Source organism: Lentzea kentuckyensis (genome assembly GCF_002150765.1).
Lineage (GTDB): Bacteria > Actinomycetota > Actinomycetes > Mycobacteriales > Pseudonocardiaceae > Lentzea > Lentzea kentuckyensis.
Map to the genome: position 1 here is coordinate 18,274 of NZ_MUYM01000075.1, position 12,918 is coordinate 31,191.

Annotated in this window: 16 protein-coding genes; 4 read left to right on the forward strand and 12 right to left on the reverse strand. The window is 68.9% G+C overall.

Annotation, left to right across the window (positions count from 1 at the left end):
* Window positions 1-191: 191 nt before the first annotated feature.
* The 3 genes from B0F77_RS48160 to B0F77_RS32010 form a co-directional block, all read right to left on the reverse strand.
* Window positions 192-341, reverse strand: coding sequence for a hypothetical protein (locus B0F77_RS48160; RefSeq protein ID WP_158102873.1), 150 nt, complete (start codon window positions 339-341; stop codon window positions 192-194).
* Window positions 338-739 carry an SIR2 family NAD-dependent protein deacylase gene (locus tag B0F77_RS32005; protein ID WP_143466996.1) on the reverse strand — a complete coding sequence of 134 codons (402 nt, stop codon included), beginning with the start codon at window positions 737-739 and terminating at the stop codon, window positions 338-340. Before B0F77_RS32005 ends, B0F77_RS48160 begins: the two co-directional genes overlap by 4 nt.
* A gap of 122 nt (window positions 740-861) precedes the next feature.
* Window positions 862-1,614, reverse strand: a complete 753-nt coding sequence (locus tag B0F77_RS32010) for a nuclear transport factor 2 family protein (protein ID WP_086666750.1) — start codon at window positions 1,612-1,614, stop codon at window positions 862-864.
* A 10-nt stretch (window positions 1,615-1,624) separates the two neighbouring features.
* Here B0F77_RS32010 and B0F77_RS32015 point away from each other — a divergent pair, with 10 nt between their 5' ends.
* Window positions 1,625-2,509 (forward strand): AraC family transcriptional regulator, encoded by an 885-nt coding sequence (locus B0F77_RS32015; RefSeq protein ID WP_211294157.1) that lies wholly within the window; start codon window positions 1,625-1,627, stop codon window positions 2,507-2,509.
* Here B0F77_RS32015 and B0F77_RS32020 read toward each other — a convergent pair.
* From B0F77_RS32020 to B0F77_RS32060, 9 genes are all read right to left on the reverse strand, one after another.
* Window positions 2,486-3,340: an aminoglycoside phosphotransferase family protein gene (locus B0F77_RS32020; protein ID WP_158102874.1), complete on the reverse strand. Its 855-nt coding sequence runs from the start codon at window positions 3,338-3,340 to the stop codon at window positions 2,486-2,488. The genes B0F77_RS32015 and B0F77_RS32020 overlap by 24 nt on opposite strands.
* On the reverse strand, window positions 3,340-4,215 hold the full coding sequence (locus B0F77_RS32025) for an aminoglycoside phosphotransferase family protein (protein ID WP_158102875.1): 876 nt from the start codon (window positions 4,213-4,215) through the stop codon (window positions 3,340-3,342). Before B0F77_RS32025 ends, B0F77_RS32020 begins: the two co-directional genes overlap by 1 nt.
* Before the next feature lie 4 nt (window positions 4,216-4,219).
* Window positions 4,220-4,747: a GNAT family N-acetyltransferase gene (locus tag B0F77_RS32030; RefSeq protein WP_086666754.1), complete on the reverse strand. Its 528-nt coding sequence runs from the start codon at window positions 4,745-4,747 to the stop codon at window positions 4,220-4,222.
* Window positions 4,744-5,196 (reverse strand): winged helix-turn-helix domain-containing protein, encoded by a 453-nt coding sequence (locus B0F77_RS32035; RefSeq protein WP_086666755.1) that lies wholly within the window; start codon window positions 5,194-5,196, stop codon window positions 4,744-4,746. Before B0F77_RS32035 ends, B0F77_RS32030 begins: the two co-directional genes overlap by 4 nt.
* Window positions 5,197-5,207: 11 nt before the next feature.
* Window positions 5,208-6,140 carry an ABC transporter substrate-binding protein gene (locus tag B0F77_RS32040; RefSeq protein ID WP_211294158.1) on the reverse strand — a complete coding sequence of 311 codons (933 nt, stop codon included), beginning with the start codon at window positions 6,138-6,140 and terminating at the stop codon, window positions 5,208-5,210.
* A gap of 282 nt (window positions 6,141-6,422) precedes the next feature.
* A complete protein-coding gene (locus B0F77_RS32045) occupies window positions 6,423-7,145 on the reverse strand; it encodes an amino acid ABC transporter ATP-binding protein (RefSeq protein WP_086666757.1) in 723 nt (240 codons plus the stop codon).
* The gene (locus tag B0F77_RS32050; RefSeq protein ID WP_086666758.1) at window positions 7,142-8,023 is read right to left on the reverse strand and encodes an amino acid ABC transporter permease; all 882 of its coding nucleotides are present in this window, start codon (window positions 8,021-8,023) and stop codon (window positions 7,142-7,144) included. Before B0F77_RS32050 ends, B0F77_RS32045 begins: the two co-directional genes overlap by 4 nt.
* A 230-nt stretch (window positions 8,024-8,253) precedes the next feature.
* Window positions 8,254-9,525, reverse strand: coding sequence for an LLM class flavin-dependent oxidoreductase (locus B0F77_RS32055; RefSeq protein ID WP_086666759.1), 1,272 nt, complete (start codon window positions 9,523-9,525; stop codon window positions 8,254-8,256).
* Window positions 9,526-9,536: 11 nt separating this feature from the next.
* The gene (locus B0F77_RS32060) at window positions 9,537-10,382 is read right to left on the reverse strand and encodes an LLM class flavin-dependent oxidoreductase (RefSeq protein ID WP_086666760.1); all 846 of its coding nucleotides are present in this window, start codon (window positions 10,380-10,382) and stop codon (window positions 9,537-9,539) included.
* Between the two features lie 144 nt (window positions 10,383-10,526).
* Between B0F77_RS32060 and B0F77_RS32065 the strand changes: the two genes are divergently transcribed.
* Genes B0F77_RS32065 through B0F77_RS32075 form a run of 3 tightly spaced genes read left to right on the forward strand, consistent with a single transcriptional unit; the run spans window position 10,527 to window position 12,814 of the window.
* Complete coding sequence (locus B0F77_RS32065; protein WP_086666761.1) at window positions 10,527-10,913, forward strand: MerR family transcriptional regulator; 387 nt, start codon at window positions 10,527-10,529, stop codon at window positions 10,911-10,913.
* Window positions 10,904-11,212 carry a thioredoxin gene (gene trxA / locus B0F77_RS32070; protein ID WP_245848925.1) on the forward strand — a complete coding sequence of 103 codons (309 nt, stop codon included), beginning with the start codon at window positions 10,904-10,906 and terminating at the stop codon, window positions 11,210-11,212. The genes B0F77_RS32065 and trxA overlap by 10 nt, the downstream gene beginning before the upstream one ends.
* An 18-nt stretch (window positions 11,213-11,230) precedes the next feature.
* Window positions 11,231-12,814 carry a Na+/H+ antiporter gene (locus tag B0F77_RS32075; RefSeq protein WP_086666762.1) on the forward strand — a complete coding sequence of 528 codons (1,584 nt, stop codon included), beginning with the start codon at window positions 11,231-11,233 and terminating at the stop codon, window positions 12,812-12,814.
* Window positions 12,815-12,918: the final 104 nt, after the last annotated feature.

Below are 12,918 nucleotides of genomic sequence, written 5' to 3' on the forward strand. Positions count from 1 at the left end.
CTCACCCTGCAGGGGTGGGGAGAAAGGAATTCAGCTGGGTTCCTACTGGCCGGTAAAGTAGTGCGCGCTCACCGTACGCACAACCCGCGGGCGCCGTCGAGAGGGGTGGTGAAACTTTCTCACATGCGTAACCTGACGAATGGCCCCAGATGGCGGGGCGCATTACGCCAGTTCGCGGATGGTCAGGTGTGCTATGGCCTCCGCCGCTGCCGGTGCGGGTCGAGCAACGTCGTGATCAGCGGAATGCCGCGGCCCTCACCGCCGAGGACGCCCACGATCCACTGATGGACGAACCAGCGTGCGGCCGCAGGATGTTCAGCACGGCCACCGGTGATCTTCACGCCAGCACCTCCGTCACATCGGCCCTGACCGCCAGCGCGTCGAGGTCGGACGGCACCTCGGCGTCGTCCCGATTGATCCGCACCAGCCGCGCACCAGGCATGCCGCGCACCAACGACTCCACCGGCCAGCGGATCACCGACGGCGTGTTGAACCCGGCCCCGATCTCGACGACCAGCAGCCGGCCGTCGCCGCCCAGCCACTCCCGCAACCGCTGCCCGTCCGGCAGGTAGTGATCAGGGACGTACTCAGGTCCCTTGTGCACGTTGAGGAACACCGGGCCGCCGCACCGCGGGCACGACGGAATCGCCGACACCTCACCGGACTCCACGTCGTAGGTCGCCAACGCCGCCTCGACGAGCACCCGGTCGGACTCGTCCAGCCATCGTTCGAATGTCACAGCAGCTCCCGGTAGGCGTCGTCGTCCTCGTCGCTGAACGTCGTGAACGCTGAGCGGGTGGAACGGTTCGTCCAGTGCGACCGCGTCCCGGTAGTCGCGCAACGGCAGTGCGGTGATCACGGTCAGAAGAGGCCGTTGGTGTGCGGCAGTTCGGCCGGGATCGGTGCGACCACGTCCCAGTGCTCGACGATCTTGCCGTTCTCGACCCGGAACAGGTCCCAGTACGCCACCGGTTCGCCGAACTCGCCCTCGGACTGCAGCAGCACGAGATCTCCCTCGGCCACCACCTGGTGGATCGTCTTGTAGACGAGGTTCCTGCCCTGCCCTGCCCACTTCGCGGCGGCGGCACCGAACCCGGTGAGCCCGTCGGCCGCCTCGGGGTTGTGCTGCAGGTAGGTCTCGGTCGAGATGTAGTCGGTCAGCACGGAGTAGTCGGCGTCCTGGAGCACGCGCTGGGCGAACTCCCGGACGAGCGCGCGGGAGTGCTCGGTGTCGGCGTTCGCGGGCTCGGTCTGACCGTCCGTCTGGGACCGTCCACTGACAGTCTCGGTGACCACCGGCGTGAGTCCGTCCCAGTGCTCGGCGAGCTTGCCGTCCGCCACCCGGAACAGGTCGAACGCGACTAGCGGCTCCGGCCCGAAGCCGTGGTAGACGCCGTGCAGCGCAACGAGATCACCGTCGGCGATCACGCGGGACAGCTCGTAGCGGAAGCCTTCCGGCAGGTTCGTGACGAGTCCGCGCAACGCCTCGGGGCCGTCCGCGGCGAGCGAGCTGTGCTGGCGGTAGTCCGGTGCGACCCAACGGTCCACAGCGGACGGATCCCGGTCGCCGAAGAGTTCACCGGTGGCCTTGAGCACGAGTTCCTTGTTGTCCATGGCTCCAAAGATGGCTGAGCGGCGCGCCGCGGACGAGGTAGGATCACGCCTCACCATGGTCAAAAGTGGACAGCTCGCCAGCTTCGGCTTCAGCAACCCGGACCGCGGCGCGCTCGGTCTGGAGGTGGTCGACCTCGCCGTGCTGCGGCGCAGGCAGACCGCCGACACCCTCACGAAGGTGCACCGCACCGACTTCCACCAGCTGTTTCTGTTCACCGAGGGCCGTGCCACCACCATGGTCGACTTCGTGGACCACTCGTGCGAACCCGGCACGTTGTTGCATGCGAGCCCCGGCCGGGTACTCCGGTTGCCCGCCGGCGACGCGGAGGCGTTCATGGTGCTTTTCACCCCCGCGTTCCCGCCGCCGCTGGACGGCGTGCGCCCGTTGCTCAGCCCGTTCGCACCGGTGCGGCGAACCGTGCCCAAGGCGGAGCAGGCGGTCGTCACGCGTGCCGTGCAGGATCTCAAACAGGAGTACCGCCGCAACGTGCTGACGAACGAGCCGGTCGAGCTGCTCCGCCAGTTGCTCGGCACGTTGCTGCTGCGCGTCGCCCGGCTGCCTTCGGACACGGACCCCGCGCAGGTGGACGGCCGGTTCGGACGGTTCCAGCAGGAGCTGGAGCGCTCGTTCGCCGTGACGCGCAACGCCGCCGAGTACGCGGCCCGCATCGGTTACTCGTTGCGCAGCCTCAACCGCATCTGCCTCGCCGCGACCGGTCAGTCGGCGAAGGCGTTGATCGACGCCAGGGTCGCGCTGGAGGCGAAACGGCTCCTCGTGCACACCGATCTGTCGTCGGCGGCGATCGGGCACCGGCTGGGGTTCAGCGAGGCCACCAACTTCACCAAGTTCTTCGCCCGCGAGACGGGCACGTCACCCGGCGCGTTCCGCCAGTAGTTGGTCGAGCGCGTGGCGGCAGAAGCCGGCGACGAACGGGTTGGTGTCCGGCCGCGCCAGCGCGAGCACCGAGAGTTCGAGCGCCCAGCCCCGCGCACGGGCCCAGGTGGCGTCGTCGAACTCGGTGAGCTCACGCCGGAACAGCTTGCGGCCGCGTTCGTCGAGGAACAGCCACGCCGTCATGAGGTCTCCCGCCGGATCACCGGCGGCCACACAGCCCCAGTCGATCACGCCGGTCAGCTCGCCACCGGTGAACAGCAGGTTGCCCCTGTGGAGGTCGGCGTGCGCCCAGCGGAGCGGCTGGTCCCAGCGCGGTGCGCTGATCGCCTCGTCCCACAGGGCGGTGAGCCTCGGGTCGCCGCCGAGCCGGGCGATCGACCAGCGGACGCCGTCGTCGCTGATGGAGATGTCCTGGCGGCCGCGGTAGGTGGTCCACGGTTCGCCCGTGGCGTCGATCTTCTGCAGCGCCTGGACCACCTCGGCGAGGCGAGCGCCGGTGTCCGGGCCGACCGCGTCGATCGTGGAGATGTCGCCGTCCAGCCACCGCACGATCGACCACTGGTACGGGTAGCGCTCGGTCGGTGTGCCCAGCTCCAGCGGTTCCGGCACCGCGACCGGGAGGTGCGGCGCGAGCCGGGGCAGGACGGCGAAGTCCAGCGCCGGCTGGTCCTTGGCCCAGTCGATGAGCGGCAGGCGGACCGCGAGCTCGTCGCCGAGGCGGTAGATCGCGTGGTCGGTGCCGCCGTGGTCGAGCTTCCTGAGCGGCAGGCCGTGCCGGCGCGGGAACTGCGTGCGGATCAGTTCGTCCACAAGGGACACACCGATCTCCACTACCGCTCCCAGCCAGGGCACAGCTGGTCGAGCGTGTGGCGGCAGATGGCCGCGAATTCCGGGTTGGTGTCGCGGTAGTACGGCAGACCGGCCACCGCGAGGTGCAGCGCCCAGCCACGGGCCCGTGCCCAGGCGGCGTCGTCGAACTGGCTCAGCTCGCGCCGGTGGAGCCGCCTGCCCGGTTCGTCGAGGAACAGCCAGGCCGCCATCAGGTCGCCCGCCGGATCGCCGACGCCCGCACAGCCCCAGTCGATCACGCCGCTCAGCTCGCCACCGGTGAACAGCAGGTTGCCTCCGTGCAGATCGGCGTGCAGCCAGCGGCCGGGCCGGTCCCAGCGCGGCGCGTCGAGCGCGTCCTGCCAGATCCCGAGGAGCCGGGGATCACCGCCGAGCACGGAGACCTGCTCGCGAACCTGGTCGTCGTACTTCCCCTGGTCGGCGTGCCCGCGATGAGGAACCCACCGCTCGTCGGTCACCTCGACGCCCTGCAGCGCGTGGACCAGCTCCGCCAGGCGGATCGCGGTGTCCGGGCGGACCGCGTCCACCGTCGCGGTCGTGCCGGTCAGCCAGCGCACGACCGACCACCGGCGGGGAAAGCCGCAGCCGGGTTCGCCGAGTCCGACCGGTTCCGGCGTGGCGACCGGGAGATGGCGGGCGAGCAGCGGCAGCACGGCCGCGTCGCGCTCGGCCTGGCCGTCCGACCAGCCCCGGTTGGGCAATCGGACCGCGAGGTCGTCGCCGAGGCGGTAGATCGCGTGGCTGGTGCCGGAGTGCTGGACGTGGGTGATCGGCAGGCCGTGCCAGGCCGGGAACTGCGTGCGGATCAGTTCGTCCACAAGGGACACGTCCGTCGCGGTCACCTCTGCGCCCTGCATTCGATCACTCCCCCGAAGCTCGATGTCCCGCATGCAACACCGAGCCTCCGGGTCGAGCAACTGCTTTAACGGTCCGCAGGGCCTTCTCGAACGGCAGCGGCCCGGCCGGCGGGACCGTCACGTCGAACAACGGCGTGAAGCCCGCCGCCAGGTAGAGCCCGCGCGCCTCGGGCTGACGTGGCCCGGTGGTCAGGTACAGGCGGCAGTAGCCGAGGCGCGCCGCCTCGTCCTCCAGGATCTCCAGCACCTTCCGCGCGAGGCCCTGGCGGCGGCACGACGAGTGGGTCCAGATCCGCTTCAGCTCGGCGGTCTCCTCGTCGTACCGCCGGAACGCGCCACCGGCCACAGCGGTTCCGTTGCGCAGCAACACCATCAGGCGCCCGTGCGGCGGGGTGAGCTCGTGGTGCGGGAAGCGTTCCATCCGCTGCCGCGCCGCGGGTCCGTACCTGCTCACGTACTCGTGCAGCAGTTCCGCCATCATCTCCGCGACCTCGGGAGCGTCCGGTCGCGTCCAGTGGACCTCTTCGGTCATCCGGCCCGTCGATCGGCGAGCTGGACGACGTTCGGCGTGCTCTCGACGCGCACCCGGCCGGACGAGGCCACCAGATAACCGACGCCGCGCACTGTCTGGATCACCTCCGCGGCGTCGCCGAGCTTCTGCCGCACCCGTCGTACGTGCACGTCGACCGTGCGCGCACCGCTGTAGTTGTCGGTGACGCCCCACACCGATGCCAGGAGATCGCGGCGGCGGTGCACGCGGTCGGGGTTCGAGCACAGGTGCGACAGCAGCTCGAACTCCAGCCTGGTGAGCTCCACGGGCACGTCCCGGAGCAGCACCTGCCGGGTGTGCGGCAGGATCCGGACGTCCACGTCGTCCACCACGGCCTCGGCTGCGGCCACCAGGCCCACGTCCTTCAACGCGCCGAGGAGCCGGAGCGCGGTTTCCTCGTCGTCGGTGTCGATGGTGATGCTGAACCGCATGACGGGCTCCCTCAGCTCTTCGGCAGGCCGACGGGGTTGATCTCGGAGGTGGGCACGGCCTCGTCCGAGAGACCCCAGCGTTTGAGCACCTCGGCGTACTTGCCGTTCGCGATCAGCTGGTTCAACGCCTCCTGCACCGGCGCGACGAGCCCGTTGTCCTTCTTGGTGGTCACCGCGATCTTGCCCTGGACGGACGCGCCACCGGAGAAGGTGCCGATCACCTCGGTCTGCCCGGACGTCGCCGCGTGGTAGGCGGAGGTGGGGTTCGGGCCGAGGTAGGCCTCGATGCGTCCGGACTGCAGGGCCAGGTAGTAGTCCGAGGAGTTCTGGAAGTACTTGATGTCGGTGGCCTTCAGCCCGGCCGCCACGTTCTGCGCGCTCCAGTCGACCAGGATCTTCTCCTGGTTGGTGCCGGACGTCACGGCGATCACCTTGCCCGCCACGTCCTTGGGCTCCTTCACCTTCCAGGTGCCGCCCTTCTTCGCCTCGAACGCCAGCGTGTCGAGGCGGTAGGTGGCGAAGTCGTACTTCTCCTTGCGCGCCTCGGTGACGGTGATGTTGGACAGGCCGACGTCGAAGGCGCCGCTGTCCAGGCCGACGAACAGGTTCTCCCAGGACGCGACTTCCAGCTTCGGCTTGAGGCCCAGCACGTCGGCGACCAGCGAGGCGATGTCGGTCTCGACGCCGATCACGGTCTTGTCGTCGGTGGCGTAGAACCGCAACGGTGGTGCGGTGCCGGCGGATCCGCCGATGGTCAGCTCGCCCTTAGTCCGGAACTTCTCCGGCACCTTCGCGGCGATCTTGTCGTCTTTCTGAGCCGTGACGCGGTTCTGCTGCGGGCTGAGGTTGACGTTCAGCGCGCCACCGCCGTCGGCCGGCTCGCTCTCGGCGGTTCCGCAGGCGGCGAGGACGAGGGCCAGCGCGGCGAGAAGTGGTTTGCGCACAACAATCTCCTTCTAAGCAGGCTGCCAGAAGTTGTGTCCATTACTCGCCTGACGGACGCCCGTTCGGCCTGATGGCGTCTGCAAGTACCGCCAACTCAACATCAACAGGCACTTTTCTACTACCAACAGGGCGGTTCTGGACGGAGGACACGGCGAAGGTTCGTCGGGTGACGAACCGGTTGGGTGTAGTTGAGGGCGATTCGATCAAGAGTTGGTGGTACTTGCAGACGCGCTCGGCATCAACGAGTCGTGAGGTTTCGGACGAGACTTCTGGTCAGGTGCTTAGAGGACCTTGGACAGGAACGCGCGGGTGCGTTCGTGGATCGGGTGATCGAGCACCTCGCCGGGCGTGCCTTCCTCGACGATCACGCCCTGGTCGATGAACACGATCCGGTCGGCCACCTCGCGGGCGAAACCGATCTCGTGCGTGACCACGACCATCGTCGTGCCGGAGCGGGCGAGGTCGCGGAGCACGTCGAGCACTTCGCCGACCAGTTCCGGATCCAACGCCGACGTCGGTTCGTCGAACAGCACGACTTTCGGTTGCGTGGCGAGGGCTCGCGCGATCGCGACGCGTTGCTGCTGGCCGCCGGACAACTGGCGCGGGTACGCGTTCTCCTTGTCCGCGAGGCCCACGCGGTCCAGGAACCGTCGCGCGTCGGCCAGCTCGGCCACCTCCGCCACGTTCTCCAGCGCGGTGAGGTGCGGGAACAGGTTGAAGTTCTGGAAGACGAACCCGATGTTCCTGCGCTGCTTGAGCACCTCGCGTTCCTTGAGCTCGTACAGCTTGTCGCCGCGCCTGCGGTAGCCGATCAGCTCACCGTCGACGGCGATGAACCCGCTGTCGACCTTCTCCAGGTGGTTGATCGTGCGCAGCAACGTCGACTTCCCCGACCCGGACGGACCGAGCACCACCACGACCTCGCCGGCCTCGACCTCCAGCGACACCCCGCGCAACACTTCCAGTGAGCCGAAGCTCTTGTGCACGCCCAGAACCTCGATCATCGGCGGTCTCCTCGCGCGAAGTACCGCTCGACGTAGTGCTGACCGACCGAGAGCAGGGTGGTCAGGATGATGTACCAGACGGTCGCGACCATGAGCAGCGCGACGACCCGCGCGTTGCGGCCGTAGATCACCTGCACCTGGTAGAACAGCTCGCCGATCGCCATCACCGACACCACCGAGGTGCCCTTGAACAGGCTGATCACCTCGTTCGCGGCGTTCGGCAGGATCGCGCGCATCGCCTGGGGCAACACGATCCTGCGGAACTGCCTGCCCTTCGGGATGCCCAGCGCGGCGGCGGCTTCGAGCTGGCCGGGGTCGACGGAGATGACGCCGGACCGCACGATCTCGGCGGCGTAGGCGGCCTGGTGCAGCGCGAGACCCAGCACGGCGGCGCCCATCGGGCTGATCAGCTGCACGGTCTCGAAGCTCACGAACTCCGGCCCGAACGGCACGCCGAGCGAAAGCCGCTGGTAGAGGTAGGAGATGTTGAACCAGAACAGCAGTTGCACGATCAGCGGGATCGACCGGAACGCCCAGATGTAGGTCCAGCCGACCGCCTGCAGGAACGGGCTGCGCGACATCCGCAGCACCGCGACCACGATGCCGAGCGCGAACCCCAGGACCGTGCCGAGCACGGTCAGCACGATCGTGGTGCCGACGGCCGTCAGGATCGACTGGGCGGTGAAGTAGCGGGCGAACGTCGGCCAGTCCCAGCCCGGATTGGTGACCAGGCCGTGCACGAACTGGGCGGCGAGCACCAGCACCGCGACGACCCCGACCCACCGCCACGGGTGGCGGGCCGCGACCACGGGCAATGAGGCGAGAGCCTCGGATCTGTCCTTTGAGGACACGACGGTGAGCGTGCCGGAAGAGGGCATGGCGAGTCCTTGGGAGGCCAGGCGGGAAGGAGGGGCTCTGCGGAGAGGTCAGCCCGTACAGGCGGCGCTGAACACGCGGCCGTGGTCGATGTGCCTGCGGGAGGACAGGAACAGAGCGAAGACCATTCCTGCCCTCCCCTCCCTGCGCTCCGATGAGAGCACTGTGCAGAACACGACTCACGTTAAAGAGCACTCCATTGCCTGAGCAAGGACGTCCACGTGCTGAACAACTATCGGACACCGAGGTGATCCCGCAGGGTCTCGCCGGTGTACTCCGCGCGGAACACCCCGCGTTCCTGCAGCAACGGCACGACGGTGTCGGCGAACTCGTCGAGCCCGCCCGGCGTCACGTGCGGCACGAGGATGAACCCGTCCGCCGCGTCCTGCTGCACCAGATCGTTGATCTGCGTGGCCACGCTGTCCGCCGACCCGATGAACGTCTGCCGCGCGCTCACGTCGATCACGAGGTCACGGATGGAGAAGTTCTTGGCCGCCGCCTTCTCGCGCCACTCCTGCACCGTGGCCGCCGGGTCCTTGAACATCCGCACGCTCGCGCGCCCCTTGGCGATGGTGTTCTCGCCGATCAACGGTTCGACATCGGGCAACGGCCCGTCCGGGTCGTACGCGCTCAGATCGCGGTTCCACACCTGTTCGAGGAACCGGATCGCGGTGGCGCCGCTGACCTGCTGGCGCCGCACCTCCGCTCCCTTCTCCTGCGCGTCCGCGTCGGTGTCGCCGAGCACGAACGTGGCGGCGGGCAGCACCACCAGCTGGTCGGGCGTGCGGCCGTACTTGGCCAGCCTGCCCTTCACGTCGCGGTAGAACTTCTGGCCCGCCTCCAGCGTGCCGTGGCGCGAGAAGATCGCGTCGGCGGTGGCGGCGGCGAACTCCCTGCCCTCCTCGGAGTCGCCGGCCTGCAGGATCACCGGACGCCCCTGCGGTGACCTCGGGACCCCGAACCTGCCGCTGATGTCGAAGTGCTGGTCCTGGTGCCGGAACTCGCCGATCCCCGTGTCGAACAGCTTCCACGCCGTGCGCAGGAAGGATTCCGCTCGCGTGTACCGGTCCTCGTTCGCGAGGAACCCGCCGCGGCGGAAGTTCTCACCGGTGAACGCGTCCCACGAGGTGACGACGTTCCAGGCGGCACGTCCGGCGGAGAGGTGGTCGAGCGAGGCGAACTGCCTGGCCACCTCGTAGGGTTCGTTGAAGGTGGAGTTGATCGTGCCGGCCAGCCCGAGCCGTTCGGTGACGGCGGCCAGCGCCGCCAGCACGGTGAACGTGTCCGGCCGGCCCACCACGTCGAGGTCGTAGATCAGGCCGCCCTGCTCGCGCAGCCGCAGCCCCTCGGCGAGGAAGAAGAAGTCGAACTTCGCGCGTTCCGCCGTCTGTGCCAAGTGGACGAACGAGTCGAACTCGATGTGGCTGCCCGCCTGCGGATCGCTCCACACCGTCGTGTTGTTCACACCGGGGAAGTGCGCGGCGAGGTGGATCTGCTTGGTCATCTCGCGCTCCTTCAGGCGTACTGGTTGGCGGGCTTGGCAAGGCCGAGGTGGCCACGCAGGGTCGTGTGCTCGTAGGCGGTGCGGAACAGGCCACGCTTTCGCAGTTCGGGCACCAGGCCCTGGGTGATCTCGCGCAGGTCTTCCGGGTGGAACCGGAACCCGGCGAAGCCTTCCTCCTGCCAGGCGAGCAGCTGGTCCGGGTCGGCGGTGCCACCCTCGACGTCGCGGAAGACGCGCTCGCCCGGAGCGTCCGCGAACACGATGTCCGCGAAACCTGGCTCTGCAGCGGCGATCAGCGGGTGGCCCTGCGGCGGGCGTGGCGTGATCGACGGGCCGCGGACGGAGAACCAGCGGCCTTCGAAGTCGATGTAGTGCAGCTTGTCGCGGTCGACGAACCGGCCGGTGGCGACGTCGCGGATCTCGGCGTCGACCTCCCAGCTGTCCCACAGGCGGCGCAGCACCTCGGCGTAGTCGGCGGCCTCCTCCCACAGGTCGTCCAGGTTGTCCCGGCGCCCGAAGTGCTTGGCGTGCAACGGATCGTGCGCGGTCGTCAGCTGCACGCCGGCACGCCCCTCGCTGACGTAGTCGAGGGTCGCGATCGCCTTCGACAGGTGGAACGGCTCGGTGTGCGTGACGACGGCTGTCGGTACCAGGCCGATCCTGGTGGTGAGCGGCGCGACGCGGGCCGCGGTCAGCACCGCGTCGAGGCCGGGTTCGCCGCCCAGCGAGTCGTCGAACGTGACGAAGTCGAGCGTCGCCTCCTCGGCCTCGCGCACGAGCCCTGCCCAGTGCTTCGCGGTGAACGCCTCGTCGCCGGTCGCGCGCAGTGCGACGGCCAGGTGCAGTGGTGACCCCACCGGTCCCCCTCTCCTCGGGTCCTTGCATTCTGTGCGGGTCGCGGGGGTGGGCGCGGGAGCGGTCACTGGGTGGGAAAGAGGGCAGGGACGGGAATATTTCGCGAGCTTGCCTTGACGTGCGCGTCAAGGTTTAGCGTTCGTGGCATGAGGATCGGCGAACTGGCCAAGCGAGCCGGCACCACCACACGTGCGTTGCGCTTCTACGAGTCCCAGGGACTGCTCCAAGCACACCGCACGTCCAACGGCTACCGCGAGTACGACGACCACGACCTGCGGCTGGTCCGGGAGATCCAGTCGCTGCAGGCGGTCGGCCTGTCACTCGAGGACACCCGGCCGTTCGTGGCGTGCCTGCGCGCGGGACACGAGTCCGGTGACTCGTGCCCGGACTCGCGGGAGGTCTACCAGCGCAAGCTCGCGGAGGTGGACGAATGTCTGGAGCGGCTCCAGGTGGTCCGGGAGTTCCTGCTGGCCAGGCTCGCCTTCCAGGATCCCTGTCTCGTGACCGAACCCAAGGAGTTCCAGTGCAGCTGACCGACGCCACCTTCGCGGAGAGCACGAGGACCGGCACCGTGCTCGTCGAGTTCTGGGCGCAGTGGTGCGGGCCGTGCCACATGCTCTCGCCCGTGCTCGACGAGATCGACCGCGAGCGCGACGACCTGACCGTGCTCAAGATCAACGCCGACGAGAACACCGCCACCGCACGCGACTACCAGGTCATGTCGCTGCCCACGATGTTGCTGTTCCGCGACGGCGTGCCGATCCGGCAGATGGTGGGAGCGCGCCCGAAGTCGCGTTTGCTGGCTGAATTGGATGACGCGCTGAGCGCGTGAGCCGCTTATCTTGGGCGCATGCTCGGTCTTGAACTCGTAGTGGTGCTGGGCGTGTGCATCCTGGCGAGCAGTGTCGTGTCCGGACGGTTGCGCCTCGCCGCCCCGGTGCTGCTCGTCCTCTGCGGCGCGGTGCTCGGTTTCGTGCCGGCCCTGGAGTCGGTCAGCCTGCCGCCGGAGGCGATGCTGCTGATCTTCCTGCCCGCGTTGCTGTACTGGGAGAGCCTCAACACCTCGTTGCGGGAGATCCGCAGCAACCTGCGCCCGATCGTGCTGCTCAGCACGTTGCTCGTGCTCGCCACCGCCGCCGCGGTGGCCGCTGTCGCCCACGCGCTGGGCCTCGACTGGGGCCCGGCGTGGGTGCTCGGCGCGGCCCTCGCGCCCACCGATGCGACCGCCGTGTCCGCGATCGCCAGGGGCATGCCGCGCCGGACCACGACCATCCTGCGCGCGGAGTCGCTGATCAACGACGGCACGGCGCTGGTGATCTACGCCATCGCCATCGCCATCACGACCGGCGAGCAGCAGTTCAGCACCGGGCGGGTCGGCCTGCAGCTGCTGTTGTCCTATGCGGGCGGCGCGGTCGCCGGGCTGGCGATCGCCTGGCTCGCCGTGCAGGTGCGCAAACGGCTCGACAACCCGATCCACGAGACGGTCGTCAGCATCCTCACGCCGTTCGCCGCGTTCCTGCTCGCCGAGACCGTGCACGGTTCGGGCGTGATCGCCGTCGTGACGTGCGGGCTCGCACTGGCCCGCGTCGGCCCGCGCATCGTGCCCGCCGACACCCGCCAGGTCAGCTCCGCGTTCTGGGGCATCGCGACGTTCGTGCTCAACGGCGCCCTGTTCGTCCTGATCGGACTCCAGGCGAACAGCGCCATCCGGTCGTTGGACGGATCCGAGATCCTCGCGGCGTTCGGCGGGATCGGCCTGGTCGCGTTGACCGTGGCCGGAACCCGGCTGCTGTGGGGCTACACGACCCCGTACATCATCCGCGCGATCGATCGCCGTCCCCAGCAACGACTTCGGCGCATGGGCGCCCGGCAGCGGCTGGTGTCGTCGGCAGCCGGGTTCCGCGGCGCCGTGTCACTGGCGGCCGCGCTGGCGGTGCCCGAGACCGTGGTCGGCGGCGGGCCTTTCCCGTTCCGCGAGGAGATCATCCTGATCACGTCCGGCGTGGTGGTGCTGACGCTGGTCGTGCAGTCGCTGATGCTGCCGTCGATCATCCGGTTCTCGCGCCTGCCAGAGGACACGGCGCTGGACGAGGAACTCCGGCTGGCGCAGGCGACGGCGTCCGAGGAGGCCTACGAGGCGCTGCCGGGTCTGGCCGACAAGGTGGGCGTCAGCGACGTCGTCTACAAGCGGGTGCTCGCCGAGTACGAACACCACCTGGAGGTCCGGCGCGCCAAGGAGGCCGGCGACGAGGAGGTCGCGCAGTCCGAGGTCGAGTACACGGCGTTGCGGCTGGAGCTGATCGGGCACAAGCGGGCGACGGTGGTGCGGCTGCGTGACGAGGCGGCCATCGACGACATCGTCCTGCGGACCATCCAGCGGCGGCTGGACCTCGAGGAGGTACGGCTGGCGCGGCGGGAGATCGAGGAGGACTGAGCGTCTCGAACTGATCGTCTCGACCGGCGTCCGCCGCAGACGCTGAGACATCGATCAGCGCGCCTCAGACATGGCCCGCCTCGCGGATGGCGGCTTCACTTGGA

Excerpts from the sequence above, each read along its gene's own strand:
- B0F77_RS32010 (WP_086666750.1), bottom strand. The coding sequence starts at position 1,614 with ATGGACAACAAGGAACTCGTGCTCAAGGCCACCGGTGAACTCTTCGGC.
- B0F77_RS32015 (WP_211294157.1), top strand. The coding sequence starts at position 1,625 with ATGGCTGAGCGGCGCGCCGCGGACGAGGTAGGATCACGCCTCACCATG.
- B0F77_RS32025 (WP_158102875.1), bottom strand. The coding sequence starts at position 4,215 with ATGCAGGGCGCAGAGGTGACCGCGACGGACGTGTCCCTTGTGGACGAA.
- B0F77_RS32030 (WP_086666754.1), bottom strand. The coding sequence starts at position 4,747 with ATGACCGAAGAGGTCCACTGGACGCGACCGGACGCTCCCGAGGTCGCG.
- B0F77_RS32035 (WP_086666755.1), bottom strand. The coding sequence starts at position 5,196 with ATGCGGTTCAGCATCACCATCGACACCGACGACGAGGAAACCGCGCTC.
- B0F77_RS32045 (WP_086666757.1), bottom strand. The coding sequence starts at position 7,145 with ATGATCGAGGTTCTGGGCGTGCACAAGAGCTTCGGCTCACTGGAAGTG.
- B0F77_RS32050 (WP_086666758.1), bottom strand. The coding sequence starts at position 8,023 with ATGCCCTCTTCCGGCACGCTCACCGTCGTGTCCTCAAAGGACAGATCC.
- B0F77_RS32055 (WP_086666759.1), bottom strand. The coding sequence starts at position 9,525 with ATGACCAAGCAGATCCACCTCGCCGCGCACTTCCCCGGTGTGAACAAC.
- B0F77_RS32065 (WP_086666761.1), top strand. The coding sequence starts at position 10,527 with ATGAGGATCGGCGAACTGGCCAAGCGAGCCGGCACCACCACACGTGCG.
- B0F77_RS32075 (WP_086666762.1), top strand. The coding sequence starts at position 11,231 with ATGCTCGGTCTTGAACTCGTAGTGGTGCTGGGCGTGTGCATCCTGGCG.